The sequence below is a fragment of the Halalkalibacter alkalisediminis genome, assembly GCF_028610705.1.
Lineage (GTDB): Bacteria > Bacillota > Bacilli > Bacillales > Bacillaceae_D > Halalkalibacter > Halalkalibacter alkalisediminis.
In genome coordinates this window covers 12779-26848 of the sequence record NZ_JAQQWT010000010.1, presented here as the reverse complement: position 1 = coordinate 26848, position 14070 = coordinate 12779, and the positions used below count along the sequence as shown (strand labels likewise).

Below are 14070 nucleotides of genomic sequence, written 5' to 3'. Positions count from 1 at the left end.
GTATGAAAATGGTGATTGAAATAAAAGATACAAATGCTACAGAATTAATCCTAATAATAGTTAGAAAGTTTTGGAAGTTAATTCAATAGTTTAACCTTGAAGTCCGAATATTAGTGCTTCATTTGATCATGATCTTATTAAGATGGTTGATGAAGTCACAGAAGGAAGAGTGGCCATATGGCCCTGTTGAATCAGGACCACGGTGATGAATCGCTTCAATTGCCTTCGACCATGTGGTGGAATCAATTTTGCTAACACCTAAATCACCTAATTTTACCAACGAAGCCACGCATCTAAAATCCCTAGGCTTAGGACAAAGCAACGGTGCCACTCATTGCTTAAAGGCTATTGAAAAAGGTGAAAACCGTACCTTTATCAGTGCCTATGGATTTACCACCGTCTTGTTTGACAGTGCCTCCTTTTGTACACACTTACTAATGGAGGTGTTAAAGAGTGGAATTACAAACGATCATAACGATAGCAGCTATTTTTATCACGATCCTAACGCTTATTAACGGAATCCGATTGAAGCACAAAAGAGAAGAATACTCAGACTTACTACTTGATAAGGTTGAGAGTGATATTGAATTACGCCAAACATTAGCGATGGGGTTATATTTACGTTTTAAGAAAGAAAACAAAGATGAGACTTCGTACAGTGCAACCTTTATAAAAGAAGATCCGTTAGCATTTGAGCATTTTGTCGCAGATATTATTAAGTCGATTTATGGTGGCGAGATGTTTGTAAGTAAGGCAAGTGGCGATTTTGGTGTGGATTTTGAAAATCGTCGAGAAGACGGGTTATACCTAGGGCAGGTCAAATGTGTCAAAGATGATTTGAGCTTTGAGTCGATCGCGCTTGTCCATTCTAATATGGAAAAATGGGGAGCTGTAGGGGGACTTGTGATTACAACAGCAGGTTTTACGGATAAAGCCATGCAATATGCCGAGGGGTTAGGGGTAGAGATAATAAGCGGAATAGAACTTGTTGATATGTGGCTTAAGTCTATGGAAAGCGAGACGGAGCTTATCAAACAACTGGACCCGTCAGATGTGTAATATAGTTATAGGCTCTGCACAAGTGAGACGAACATAAAAAAACTCTTCTATTAAATAGAAGAATTTTTAAGACCAATACTTCCTTTTATGTTCGTCTGTGAATATCGCCTGTAGTTGCTCAGTTTTGTAAATTCTTTTTTTTACTGTGATAGTAAAAAACACAAAATGAATTGTCATTTGAATGCCTCCAAACTCTTATAGTAAAAGGATATTATGAATCGTTGGAATAATCTTCATGCTACAAATGGAAATCAACTAGAACTTAAGATGTAGTAGGGATTAAGTCTTCTAAGGCATACAAATAAAATTGAGTGTTAATAAAAAAATAAAAAAAACAAACACTTTAAATATAAGAGGGGTGTTTGTTATGACTGAACGATTAATATTGAAAATGTTAACGGTAGTTGGTTTTCTTTTGTTGCCATTTATGTATAAAAGACCTGTGAAGGATTGGGTGCTAGTTTTCTTTTTAAAAGCGTTTTACTCATTGTTTCTTGATTCTATAGTTGTATCTAAAAAAAGAATTAACTACCCAATTCGGTTGTTGCCCAACTATTTCAAAGCACATATATTATTTGATTGCTTACTTTTTCCAATGATTTGTGTTCTTTATAATCAGATTACATATCGCTCGACCCTAGTTGGAATCTTCTTTAAGGTGTTTCTCTTCAGTGTTCCGATGACCTTATTAGAGCATTTTGCAGAGAGATACACCAAATTAATTAAATATAGAAAATGGAAGGATGCGTATACGTTCATTTCCGTATCCTTAACATTTTGGTTAGTGAGAGCAACAATTGGTCTTGTAAGGCAGTTGGAAGGTATGTCGGACAAAAAAACAAATGAAAACGAATAAGTTTTCATTTGTTGAAGTTTAACTGGCAAGTGATTTGATTGTTTTAAATTTAATCCCACAGTTACAAATGGTACTGTGCTTTAAATGTTTGATTTCTGATTGGCATTGAGAACAAATTAAATGTTTTTTCAAATTGATTAACTCCTCTTATGTTTAATAGTCATAACTTCTCGCAATACCACATTGGCAAGAGTATTTATAAATTTAGAGTCAATGTTAGGCATAGAGGGGCGGTAGTAGTTCGCCTTTAGTTCATCTGTAACTATTTTACATTCATAGTCATTGTCATAGAGCACCTCTAAATGATCGGAAACAAATCCTAAAGGTACATTGATCTGGATAGGGATCAGAATACTCAAGGATTTTTTCAGGAAGACTATGAGCTGAGCAAATCACCACAGTACTCTCTAGTTCCTCTTTATTAAGTTCAAGCAGTATCTTAGAAATTTGGTCTGACCAATATTGAATAAATCCCTTTTCTTGATACCAATCATGGATTGAATGAATCTCTAATCCACCTAATTCTTCAGCAACTTTTTGGGCACGTCGATTGTATACTTCTATACTGAAGTCTGTCTTCACCTCTGCTGTTATTGACAAATTTTGCATAATCCATAGAATTCTAATTGATGACTATGAATTTTATATTGTGTGAGATTAGAGCCAAGATACTCGACTTCTTTAAGTATGGGATAGTTAAAATCTTTAATTTTTCCACACTTAGAACAAATCACATGGTAATGAGTAGTCTGAAATAATTCATACTTGCTTAGCCCATTTCCGTATGGAAGTTCACTTAAGATACGCAAATTAACAAAAAGTTTAACGTTACTATAAATAGTTGCTAAACTCATATTTGGTAGTTTTTTATGTATTTCATCCACCGTTACATGTGTTTTTAAAGCAATGATTACTTTTAAAATGCTAATTCGTTGTGGGGTAATTCTTAATCCACGTTCCTTTAAATAAGGGGTGAGTTCTACTATTGCTTGATCCTGCATACAAAGACCCTCTTTTAATAATTTGTATTAGGTATCAGATTATTAACTGATACCTAATCATTGAGAATTGAGAGTTGAGAATAAAATAAAATCAAGATGAGAAAAGATGGTGTAGTAAAAAAAAGCAGCATGTACGAAAATAGACTGTATAATAACTTTCAAACGAACACGCCAACTTGTTTTACTTATGGATAATGATAACACTTATCAAAGAAAAATCAATACTTAATTATAATAACTTTAAATAAGTATACATTACAAGTAAGTGGAAAAGGTGAAAATAAGAAAAGGAATCCTTACTTTCACCTCACGTTTTACCACAGGACGTCAAGCACTTGACCATCAAAAAGATTTGTATCAAAGTTACAAGTCTCCGCATCTATTCCATACTGCCAGCCAGCAAGTAATGCTCCGTCTGGGTATTCAGGATTGTTTTCTGGGGCGTTTGCTTCTGTTGTAATTCCTTCATTAGGAGCTGCTGTCCAAACGTACATCTCATCCAAAATACTTGGATCTTCAATTGCAGCCTCTTCAAAGGCTACATACAATTCTTCGCTAGGGTCAAATATTCCATAGATACCAGAACTAAACTCAGATTCAGACATCACATCGTGCCATGCCTGAATAAAAGCAGAATCGATTGGGTAAATTGGTTCGACATTGGCAAACAAAGCGACTCCTTCAGGTATTCCTAACTCTCTAGCCGTCTCAACAGCTGCCGTAGCTTCATTTTCACCATTTTCATACCCTGTTCCATCTGTAAAGTGATTCCAAATAACAAGAATTTGAATATCGTTTGAATGTAGTAAATCAGTTTCGTTTTCCGTTAAACCATAGGAAACTCCTTCATTTGTACCTAGATATCGTCCCCATACTTCTGGGTCTCCGAAATTGGCACGAACACAAGCGAGCAGTTCGTTTGTTGTTAAGCTAGCAGAATCAACTCCCCATACGGTTTCAGGTGTTTCTTCGTCACTGCTTCCATTTTCACCATTGTTATTCTCTTCATTGGCTGTTCCATTGCTCGTAGCTGTAATATCATTGGTAATATTATTAGTCACATTTAACCCGATATTGACGTCAATGTGATTTGTAACACTATTATCAATGGTATTATTTTCTCCACTATTTACATGATTGTTTATGAAATTCTTTACATTTCCATCTTCAACTTCGATCAAATTGCCAATTGAATTATTGATTTGACCACCATGACTATTCATAGTATTATCAACAGAATTATTGACATCTGCTTGATTCGATTCAATGTGATTCTCTATATTATTATGAATATCAGCTTCATCAGAGGAACTTTTTATGGTGTTATCAATGTTATTGTTTATAAGACTGTTTTTATTTTTCCTCGAATCATGATTGTCGTTTGTGCTGTCTTCATTGCTAGTTTCTTCAGTAGAATCAGCTAAAGCTGTAGAAGGTTCTGACGTATTGGATTGACTACAGAAAGTGAGAGTGAAGATAAACAGGAGGGAGACAAAACCAAGCAACCATAATGATAGATTTTTCTTATTCATTTATTCACCACCTCAAAACATTCTCGACTCATCATACGTAACGGGACAAACATGCGTGAATGAAAGGGGCAGAAGCTGCTTTAAATTCTACTTAACGAACGGAGGTTAATAGATTTATTAGGTTAACCGTGTGGCATAAGAGGTGAAGCGCGTGGTATTAATAAAAGCTCTTAGTGATCTAATCACTAAGAGCAAATGTTGTCACGTACTATTAGAAACAGGAGAATTCAATGCTTCTTGCTGGTTCACCATATTTATTATCACTTTTAGTTCAAGCTCACTTAGTTCTCTGTTTAGAGCTTTTTCAAAGAAATGAATGAATTCTTCCTTCATGTGAACCCTCCTAATCTGTTTTCTATTTAACGCAGGTTTTTTTAAAAAAGTAACAACGTAAAAATCATTAAGATTCAAAATGTTAAAAAACACTACGGAGAATCCGTAGTGTTCGTGCTTATACATATGGTATTAGAGAAATGAAAGTAAAAGTCCACCGATAGCTCCAAATAATACAATTAACCAAGAGGGGAATTTCCAGAATACTAGTAAACTAAACAAAATAGCTACAAAAGCAAAATCAAGAGTTGTTAAAACAGCACTAGTCCAAATAGGGTAATAAAGGGCCGAGATTAAAATTCCCACTACAGCAGCATTCACACCCATTAATGCTGCTCGAATTTGATCATTTTGTCGTAAGGAATTCCAAAAAGGCAAGGTCCCTAGTATGAGAAGAAACGCAGGTAAGAAGATGGAAATGGTTGCGATAAGGCCACCTTGCCAGCCGTACATGATAGCGCCAATGTAAGCTGCAAAGGTAAATAAAGGGCCCGGTACTGCTTGAGTAGCTCCATAACCAGCAAGGAACTGTTCTTCACTTAACAAGCCAGTAGGAACAAATTCTCGTTCAAGTAAAGGTAAAACAACATGACCGCCGCCAAAAACGAGAGAACCAGCACGATAGAAACTGTCAAACAGAGCTACCCAGTTTGAAGTCGTAGCTTCTCTTATTAAAGGTAAAGCAAAAAGTAAACCAAAAAATAAGAATAAACATACAATAGCGAAGCGTCGTGATAGGGGAAAGGTGGTTGTATCGACTGGATCATTGGTTGTCAATTGTCGATAAAGGAAAAACCCCCCTAATCCAGCTACTAAAATAACAATGACTTGTGAAAAGGCTGTCTGCCAAAGTAAAGTAACCACAACAGCTAATAAGGCAATTGTTTTCCTTTGAACATCAGGCGTTAAATTTTTAGCCATTCCTAAAATCGCATGAGCGACAACAGCGACTGCTACTAATTTTAATCCATGTATCCAACCGGCATCAGAGAAACCAAAGGTTTGTAAGAGCAATGCAAAGATGATAAGGACAACGACGGATGGAAAAGTAAAACCAAGAAATGAAATGATTCCTCCTAAAACTCCCGCTCTCATAACTCCGATACCGATCCCAACTTGACTGCTTGCCGGACCAGGTAAGAACTGACATAAGGCCACTAAATCAGCGTAACCTTTTTCGTCCATCCATTTACGTTTACGAATGTACTCCTCATGAAAATACCCTAAATGTGCAACTGGGCCACCAAAAGAAGTGAATCCTAGTCTCGTTGAAACGAGAAAAATTTCTAGTAATAACTTTAATTTCGATTGAAAAAGACTGCCCATATTTTCCCACCCTATTTAATTATGTATGTTAATAATGTAAGAGTAACAAAAGATCAAGTAACGTTCAATGCAAGTGGGGAGAATTTACAAATAAAATAAAAAAGAGATTAACTCAAAAAAGTAGAGATAAACAGTGTATATGTATACTGTTTTAATGGATGTAAGGTATATAGATTGTGAAGATGTGTTTTTAGAGAACCAGTAAAAGATTTACTTTGGGGATTTAACCTTCCAAAACTAAGGAGGTGGGGCAATTGCCCCTATCGCCATTTCGGTGTTATGTTGTGTAGCCACTAGTGGTCTTTTGATAACTGGACTACTAGTGAAAGAGTTTACCATCATCTTGATCATCTCGATTAAGAGTTTGTCCAATTCCTTCATTGGCTATTTTTAGACGGAATTTCTCGTATAAATAAAGGGAGAGCATTTCAAACTGTTCTTTAGTTGGAAGCTCAGATATTAATTTTTTAATATCCTCATCACTGAAATCGCGAACAATTCCATCAATAATAATGAGTGCATCTTCTTCGTCACCCGTTAAATGATCTTTATATAGATGATATAAATCGTCTATAAATTTCAAAAGCGTATCCCCCTTAAGTTAAGTAGTATTAGGATGGATGTAGATTCATACGATTATTCATTAAGATAATAGAAGAGCTAAACAAAATGACAGGTTCGATCAATGATTTACTGCCAATAAAACACTAATGATCATTTTAGCAGTCCCGTGTATGATGAGGGGTGAGGTGATTTCATGCTTATTTCCCCAATGTTAGTAAAAGAGGTGATTTCCCCACCAGAAGATTATGCGAATGTGATTACTGAATTGAAGTTAGACGGAATTCGATTAATCTACAGCAACCTTAATGGGGAAATTAAATTATTCACGAAGCACAACCAAGATGTAACTCATTTATTCCCAGAAATATTAGAGGTTCAGCTACCTAAAGGGATTGTTTTAGACGGGGAATTAATTGCACCAGACCGAGAGTGTAAACCGAACTACGATCTATTAATGAATAGATTAAAGTCTAAACAAGTACTAACAGATGTAGCTATTCAGTATGTAGCTTTTGATATTTTGTACTATAAGGGTAAACGAGTTACTCAATTACCACTCTTAAAGCGCAAGACATTGTTAGATCAAACGATTCCAACGGATGACATTACAGTTGTGACTTCTCAGTGGGTTGAAGGCAACTCGCAAATGTATTTCGATATTGTAAAAGAATATGGGTTAGAAGGTATTGTAGTCAAAAAACCTATGTCCAAATACCAAATGGGTATGCGTTCAAGTGATTGGGTGAAAATAATTAATTATAAGTATGTTAAGGAAAAGAAAACATCTTCTCAGGGCTCTGCTTGGTTATTAGATCAGAAAAAAAGACAGACGTTCTTTGTAATAAATGTACAGGCTAAGAAAAATCGAAAAATACTTTATAATCAATACCGTCAAGTTCTAAAAAAGAGAAAAAGTAAATGTAATTCTCATGAACTTTCAGATTATTGAACTTTCTAGTATACGAGCACCTATAAATTTGGTATGATTGTAATGAAAATGATTATAATTATCAATTGGTATGAGGTGCAAATAAATGGATAAGATTTATTTTTGTAAAGAAAACGAATTTAAAACAAAAAAAGCATATAAATCCCTTAAATCATCTTATCCGGATTTAAAAATTAAGCGTAAAGGATGCCTAGGGAAATGTAAAACATGTAAAGCGTGTCCCTTTTCATTAGTTGATGGAAAAGTCGTTAAAAGTGAATCGAGTGAAGATCTATATTATAAATTGCACAAACGAATATTGAAGCAAACGGTTTAAGTGCTTTGTATCAATGGAGGAGGCTAACACTACAAGTGGTAGCCTCTTTTCGTCCAGTATGTAACGAGAGCATGAATCAGAAGGGTCATTTAGAATTGCATGTTTATTTTAAGTGGAAATGCCACGCTAACCGTTGATGATTATAAGCCTAAAAGGTTATTTACTCTGAAGGGAGTAATTCCTTTATTAAACATGTCTTTTAAAGATAAGAAATGAATGATTAAACATACAATGTGAGAAAAACTAACAGATAGCAATTATAAGAGCGAATTTTCAGTTAAAATAAGGGGGACTAATTTGTTTCAGTTATTTAGGTAATGAAAAGGGGGTGAATACCATGCCTAAACATTCAGGAGAACAAATGCTTCAGGAAAAGTATAACACTTCCAAAAGAGCAGCAGCCTTTTATAACAATCAGATGTTAGATTGCTTGAATCCAACTATGAAAGAATTTATTAGCAATCAGGAAATGGTTTTTATCTCTACTTCCGATCGGCATGGTCATTGCGACTCTTCTTTTCGTGCTGGTTCACCCGGTTTTGTTAGAGTGGTTAATAATTCCACAGTGATGTATCCTGAATACCGTGGAAACGGTGTGATGGCGAGTATGGGGAATATAACCGAAAACCCACATATCGGCCTTATGTTTATTGATTTTTTCGAAAGTAGAGTAGGATTACACGTTAATGGAAAAGCATATATTTGTGAAAATAAAGAATTAGATACGCTGAATCTTCCAAAAGAAGACATTCTGGATATTGAGATCAAGGAAGGCAAGAGAGCAGAGCGGTGGGTTGTGATCGAGGTAGAAGAGGCTTTTATTCATTGTTCAAAGCATATCCCCTTACTAGAAAAAAAGGATAAAAGTAAAAAAGTTCAAAGTACAGGAGGAGACTTTTTTAAAGTGAAACAAAGTAAAATAGACTCTAAAATGAAATCCTAGGAGGTTGATTAAAAGGTTGTGTCAGAGCTTCTGACTTATAACCTTTTAATCAACCTCTCATCTTTTTGTTGTCATGCTTTTTGCTGATGCGAAGAGAAAACTTCAAGAAGTTCATCACTATTAGACACAACATCAGCTAGAGTATACTGATCAAGAACGGACAAATAGGCTTGTAGAGCCTCATTTAGTGTAAACTTTAACTTGCAAGCTGAACTAATAATACACATATTATTGCTAGGGTCAAAACACTCAACTATGTTAAGGTTCTCCGTTTTTCTTACAACTGTACCAATATTAATTTCCTCAGGATCATGCGCTAGTTTTATTCCGCCATTTTTCCCTCTAACTGTTTTAATTAAGCCGAGTTGACCTAATTCATAGACTACTTTACTCATATGGTTATTAGAAATATTATAAATGTTTGATATGTCTTTAATTCTTGCTAATGGAAGATCCTTTCGTGTTCCTAAATAAACGAGAGTTCTCAGTGCATAATCCGTATAACTAGTTAGATGCATATTTTTCACTCCTATCATACAAGTTATTCATTCAATTAGATATATCAAAAACGTTTTACGTACAGTCGTTTTTTAGCTCACTTCTATCCTACATTAAGTGTAAAGAATTGTCTGCAGGTTTAATTGAAATTGTTAACGTTTTCACAAAAAACCTTGTGAGATTTAATGACGAAATATAAAAAATGTACGAAAGGAATTAAAAGTAAGCTCTCACTCATTTAAGAATCCTTTTTCGTATGCGCTAGGCAAATTAGATATGGTGCAATAATAAACGCAGCTAACGGAGAGTTAGCTGCAAATGAACATATTAAATTGATACTTTAATTTGACGCAATCTTTTTTCATCCGTTTCTTCCACTGAAATAGTTAGATGTTCATAAGTTATTTGTTCACCTTTAATTGGTAACCTCTGAAAAAGTTCGGTTAACCAACCACCTAATGTGTGATACGTGGAGTCTGGTAATTCAATATTTGTTAATCTTGCAAAATCATCAAGTGGATAATCAGCTGAAACGATATAAGTAGAAGAATCAACTTCTTTTAAAAGCTTAATTTTTTCATCATGTTCATCCCAAATTTCTCCGACAATTTCTTCAAGAATATCTTCTAATGTAATAAGTCCAGCAGTGCCACCATATTCGTCTATTACAATAGCCATATGTGTTTTTTGTTTCTGGAGTTGGGGTAAGAGTTTTGAAACCCTCATCGATTCTACAACATATAAAGGGTCACGAACGAGTGTTTTTATATGAGATTGTTCTTCTTTTATTAAGGATGTTAGAAAATCCCTCTCGGATAAAACTCCGACAATATTATCGATATTTCCCTCATATACAGGAATACGGGAATATCGTTCGGTAAAAAAAACTTTCTTTACTTCCTCGACTATACTATTCATATTGATAGCAATGATATCAGTTCTTGGCTTCAATATTTCAGCAACAATAATATCGTTGAACTCGAGAGAACGGTGGACAAGCTCCTTTTCATGCTTTTCAATTACACCTTCTTCCTCGCTAATATCAATCATGACTTTAAGTTCTTCTTCGGTCATAGACGGATAGTTCACTTTGGGACTAATTAATTTTGAAACGGCTTTTCGTATTTTTATAAAAGCCCAGGTGAATGGACTGAATATTTTCATCAAGAATGTTAAAATACCAGAGATTTTTAAAGAATAAGTATCTGCAAACTCTTTAACTAGAGATTTGGGTAAAATCTCACCGAAAATTAAAACTAATATTGTAACAACAAAGGTACTAACAAATATTCCTATATTTGGCCCGAAGATTTGAATGGCAATTTGCGACGAAAGTGTTGCCGCTGCAATGTTTACTAGGTTATTTCCAACTAATATGGTTGATAAAGCTTCATCAAAATTGGTAGAAATCTCAAGTGCTTTTTTTGCTCCTTTTCGTCCTTCGTCACTGTAATTTTTTAACCTTATTCTATTTACACTTGAAAAGGCAGTTTCTGCAGAAGAAAAAAAGCGGATAAAAGGAGTAAGAATAGCAATAAAAACAAAAGAGAAACAGGTACATCGGTCAAGAAATTCGTCCTCCTTTATTTATTATAGATAAAGTTTTCCCAAAGTGAGGATGAGGTAACCAAAAATGATGAATTTAATCCTTTAGAGTGAGATAATAGAAAACTGGTTTGTTAAAATAAATAAGAAAATGAAACGAGGTACATGTAGATGATGTATTTAATTGCAGTTTTATTGCCGCCATTAGCTGTTCTTTTAGTCGGTAGACCATTTCAAGCATTGCTGAATTTAATCTTGACCATGTTTTTTTGGTTGCCAGGCGCAATACATGCTTGTTTTATTGTTGCGGATCGAAAAGCAGATAAACGAGCAAGGAAATATGGAAATAGAGGATAGTTAAAGCAAAATAAAGATGCAGTCCTTTGAAAATAACTTGTGAACATTTTATTACACTTAAATAACTTCACTCTTTTCACATATTTATTGAGTATCCTGTTTGTACTTGAACTATTTTTTTAAAAGAGTCGTTAAAAATGAATGTGACAAAAGTGATAGTATTAGCAGGAGGATTAATAATAGGAGCGGCTTCATTAAGGGGTTATTCACCTGATCAGGTAGCTGATTCCGAAAATAGAGAAAAAGTACAAGCGAAGCGCAAAATCGACCAAGCTCAATTAATGAAAAAGCCATGGAGAGGTAACAGATTCGCTGTTTGACTACTTGGCAAAACTATAACGAACCTATGTCAATGACCCAACAGAAGAACCTTATAATCATGGGTATGTCATCGCTTCTATGGATAGTATCTCCTTTATTACACAGGGTAATATTGATGAAAAACTAGTGATCGTTCAAGTGAAGGAAATGACCAGGCACATCACTAATCCGTTTACGATATAATGTTTGTCTTAAGGTGGTGAGAAATTTGAAGGGGATTTTAATAGTAGATGATGAAATTCAAATGCAAAAGCTCCTAATGCTATGTTTACAGTCTGAAGAATTTGCTGTTGAGGCTGTTTCTTCTGGTGAGGAAGCTTTGCATATACTGAAAGAGAAGAAATATGATTTAATTTTGCTCGATATCATGATGGCAGGCATAGATGGTTTTGAAGTACTAAAAAGACTTAGGTACTGTTCGATTAAGGTCCCTGTCATTATACTAACGGCACTTGGTGAAACAGAGGAAGTTGTCAGAGGATTAAATTTAGGAGCTGACGATTATGTAACAAAACCATTTGAACCAAGTGAATTAATTGCAAGGATACATTCTTTGCTAAGAAGGAGCAATCATTCGAATACTGAAAAAGCTATAACAAATATGTACGGAATAACACTCGAACAAAATAGCAGACAGTTTTCGTTCAGAGATGAGAAAATTGATTTCACTAAAAAAGAATATCAAATATTTCTTAGACTTTTTTCAAATCCTGAACAGGTTTACACGAGGGAACAATTATTAGAATTAGAGTGGACAGGTTTAGAAGAACGATATGACAGAAATATTGACACTCATATAAAGAATATACGTGAGAAATTAAGAGAAGCTGGAATTAATGTACCTTTAATAGAAACGGTATGGGGAGTAGGGTATAAACTTTCATATCCAGAGGTTAAGTAAATGAAGCTAGCTGTTAAGTTATCGTTGTTTGTGTTCATTTCTTCTATGATTGGAATTATCCTTATGAGTGTTTCGTTTTACCAGGTGTCGAAATCTTTTTATAAAACTCAACTGCAAAATGATATTGAATACCGGATGAAAGCACATCGAGAAGTAATAGAAGAGGATATGTCAGAACACACTCTTCACCATGTCGTACTAATGGAAAAAAGAGGACCTAATACGTCATTCATTATTTTTGATTCAGGTTTTCAATTCCTTGAAAGTAATTATCCTATTCCAACAGAGCAATTAGCTCTCTATAAGGAGTGGTTAGAAAAAAATTCAAAAGCGGAGAGAACGGAATTTGTTGAAACGATTGCTCATCATCTTCCTCATATTTGGTCATTAACTCCTCTAGAAGAAGATGGCCGTGTAGTTGGTTATTTATTTATTGATCAAGATACTGGTGAATTTGAATTAGCGAAAACAAAATTACTGGCAATATCAGTCATCATGGGAGTATTTACGCTCCTTTTATCAGCCGTTATAACGGTTTATTTATCAAAGAAATTAACTAGTCCATTAATAAAGGTAAGAAATTCAACTAGAAAAATAGCCAAAGGAGAATTTGATGTTGACTTATCACCTAGGGGAAATGATGAAATAGCTGATTTAATGAATCACATTTCCTCAATGGCTGAGCAGCTCAAAGAGTATAGGGATTCTCGTCAACAATTTCTATCAAATGTGTCTCATGACCTTCGTACCCCGTTAACGTATATTAAAGCTTATGCGGCGCTATTAAAAGAAGAAAAGAGTTCTACTGAAAAAGACATTAAAGAACACTCCACTATTATTCACAGTGAAGCGATTAGAATGGAACGATTAGTTAATGACTTATTTCAGTTAATGAAATTGGACGAAGGAAATTTCACAATTGTTAAGCAAGAAATCGATTTTTCCTCACTAGTAGCGAACACTCTCCAAAAGGTTAAGGTAAATGCGGAGGAAAAAAAGGTCGAATTAATATTTATTGCTACTGATAAAATAATAGCTAATGTTGATGGAGAAAGAATGGAGCAAGTTATATTAAACCTGGTAACGAATTCTCTTAGATCAACGAAACCGGGTGGAAATATAGAAGCCATTCTAAAACAAAATTCAACTAAAGTCATCCTTCAAATAAAAGATAGCGGTCAGGGAATTCCAGAAGAAGACCTTCCTTTTATTTGGGATCGATTCTACCGAGTAGATAAATCACGCTCTTCCAAAACAGGCGGAAGTGGTCTTGGACTATCGATTATTAGACAACTGATCGAGCTCCACAATGGAGAGATTAGCGTGAAAAGTCGTTTAGGAGAAGGGACGGTTTTTACGATTACACTAAATAAAGATTGAGATAAGGAGACTTTATGAAGAAGCTATTAGCATAGATGATCGTGAGGCTCTTAACAGCTTACAAAATCCCATTCTCTTATTTCTTCATGGTGGACCTTCCGTGCCTCTTCCTGGAGTCATGCAGAGGGAAGGATTATAAAATAGTAACCAATACGAAAGTATTGGTTAAACACTTTTTCGTCGTTTTTT

18 protein-coding genes and 1 pseudogene are annotated in these 14070 nt (G+C 34.8%); 9 read left to right on the top strand and 10 right to left on the bottom strand.

Annotation, left to right across the window (positions count from 1 at the left end; all coding sequences use genetic code 11):
- Positions 1-118: 118 nt before the first annotated feature.
- On the bottom strand, positions 119-289 hold the full coding sequence (locus PQ474_RS14725) for a hypothetical protein (protein ID WP_273844723.1): 171 nt from the start codon (positions 287-289) through the stop codon (positions 119-121).
- Between the two features lie 164 nt (positions 290-453).
- Between PQ474_RS14725 and PQ474_RS14720 the strand changes: the two genes are divergently transcribed.
- Together PQ474_RS14720 and PQ474_RS14715 are read left to right on the top strand one after the other, a co-directional pair.
- Positions 454-1059, top strand: coding sequence for a restriction endonuclease (locus tag PQ474_RS14720; protein ID WP_273844721.1), 606 nt, complete (start codon positions 454-456; stop codon positions 1057-1059).
- Between the two features lie 367 nt (positions 1060-1426).
- Positions 1427-1915 carry a CBO0543 family protein gene (locus PQ474_RS14715; RefSeq protein ID WP_273844719.1) on the top strand — a complete coding sequence of 163 codons (489 nt, stop codon included), beginning with the start codon at positions 1427-1429 and terminating at the stop codon, positions 1913-1915.
- 137 nt (positions 1916-2052) lie between these two features.
- Here the strand turns inward: PQ474_RS14715 and PQ474_RS14710 are convergent, their stop codons facing one another.
- From PQ474_RS14710 to PQ474_RS14680, 7 genes are all read right to left on the bottom strand, one after another.
- The gene (locus PQ474_RS14710; RefSeq protein WP_273844717.1) at positions 2053-2211 is read right to left on the bottom strand and encodes a hypothetical protein; all 159 of its coding nucleotides are present in this window, start codon (positions 2209-2211) and stop codon (positions 2053-2055) included.
- A complete protein-coding gene (locus PQ474_RS14705) occupies positions 2201-2515 on the bottom strand; it encodes a ferrochelatase (RefSeq protein WP_273844714.1) in 315 nt (104 codons plus the stop codon). Before PQ474_RS14705 ends, PQ474_RS14710 begins: the two co-directional genes overlap by 11 nt.
- Positions 2506-2916, bottom strand: a complete 411-nt coding sequence (locus PQ474_RS14700) for a Fur family transcriptional regulator (RefSeq protein WP_273844712.1) — start codon at positions 2914-2916, stop codon at positions 2506-2508. The genes PQ474_RS14705 and PQ474_RS14700 overlap by 10 nt, the downstream gene beginning before the upstream one ends.
- Positions 2917-3230: 314 nt before the next feature.
- Positions 3231-4448: a glycoside hydrolase domain-containing protein gene (locus PQ474_RS14695; protein WP_273844710.1), complete on the bottom strand. Its 1218-nt coding sequence runs from the start codon at positions 4446-4448 to the stop codon at positions 3231-3233.
- A 201-nt stretch (positions 4449-4649) separates the two neighbouring features.
- Entirely contained in the window at positions 4650-4781 is a 132-nt protein-coding gene (locus PQ474_RS14690) for a hypothetical protein (RefSeq protein WP_273844708.1), read from the bottom strand.
- Positions 4782-4913: 132 nt separating this feature from the next.
- Positions 4914-6107 (bottom strand): chromate transporter, encoded by a 1194-nt coding sequence (locus tag PQ474_RS14685; RefSeq protein WP_273844706.1) that lies wholly within the window; start codon positions 6105-6107, stop codon positions 4914-4916.
- Between the two features lie 319 nt (positions 6108-6426).
- Positions 6427-6690: a DUF6154 family protein gene (locus PQ474_RS14680; protein WP_273844702.1), complete on the bottom strand. Its 264-nt coding sequence runs from the start codon at positions 6688-6690 to the stop codon at positions 6427-6429.
- 174 nt (positions 6691-6864) lie between these two features.
- Here PQ474_RS14680 and PQ474_RS14675 point away from each other — a divergent pair, with 174 nt between their 5' ends.
- The 3 genes from PQ474_RS14675 (at position 6865) to PQ474_RS14665 (ending at position 8879) form a co-directional block, all read left to right on the top strand.
- Positions 6865-7620 carry an ATP-dependent DNA ligase gene (locus PQ474_RS14675; protein ID WP_273844700.1) on the top strand — a complete coding sequence of 252 codons (756 nt, stop codon included), beginning with the start codon at positions 6865-6867 and terminating at the stop codon, positions 7618-7620.
- Between the two features lie 85 nt (positions 7621-7705).
- Positions 7706-7936: a DUF1450 domain-containing protein gene (locus PQ474_RS14670; RefSeq protein ID WP_273844697.1), complete on the top strand. Its 231-nt coding sequence runs from the start codon at positions 7706-7708 to the stop codon at positions 7934-7936.
- A gap of 337 nt (positions 7937-8273) precedes the next feature.
- Positions 8274-8879, top strand: a complete 606-nt coding sequence (locus tag PQ474_RS14665; protein ID WP_273844694.1) for a pyridoxamine 5'-phosphate oxidase family protein — start codon at positions 8274-8276, stop codon at positions 8877-8879.
- Between the two features lie 71 nt (positions 8880-8950).
- Here the strand turns inward: PQ474_RS14665 and PQ474_RS14660 are convergent, their stop codons facing one another.
- Complete coding sequence (locus tag PQ474_RS14660) at positions 8951-9397, bottom strand: Rrf2 family transcriptional regulator (RefSeq protein WP_273844691.1); 447 nt, start codon at positions 9395-9397, stop codon at positions 8951-8953.
- A 307-nt stretch (positions 9398-9704) separates the two neighbouring features.
- Positions 9705-10945: pseudogene (locus PQ474_RS14655) on the bottom strand (hemolysin family protein).
- Between the two features lie 148 nt (positions 10946-11093).
- Between PQ474_RS14655 and PQ474_RS14650 the strand changes: the two are divergent.
- From PQ474_RS14650 to PQ474_RS14635, 4 genes are all read left to right on the top strand, one after another.
- Positions 11094-11279: a YqaE/Pmp3 family membrane protein gene (locus PQ474_RS14650; RefSeq protein ID WP_273844689.1), complete on the top strand. Its 186-nt coding sequence runs from the start codon at positions 11094-11096 to the stop codon at positions 11277-11279.
- A 137-nt stretch (positions 11280-11416) separates the two neighbouring features.
- Positions 11417-11599, top strand: coding sequence for a hypothetical protein (locus PQ474_RS14645; protein WP_273844687.1), 183 nt, complete (start codon positions 11417-11419; stop codon positions 11597-11599).
- Positions 11600-11808: 209 nt separating this feature from the next.
- A complete protein-coding gene (locus PQ474_RS14640; protein WP_390187815.1) occupies positions 11809-12501 on the top strand; it encodes a response regulator transcription factor in 693 nt (230 codons plus the stop codon).
- Positions 12502-13881, top strand: coding sequence for a sensor histidine kinase (locus PQ474_RS14635; RefSeq protein ID WP_273844682.1), 1380 nt, complete (start codon positions 12502-12504; stop codon positions 13879-13881).
- Positions 13882-14070: the final 189 nt, after the last annotated feature.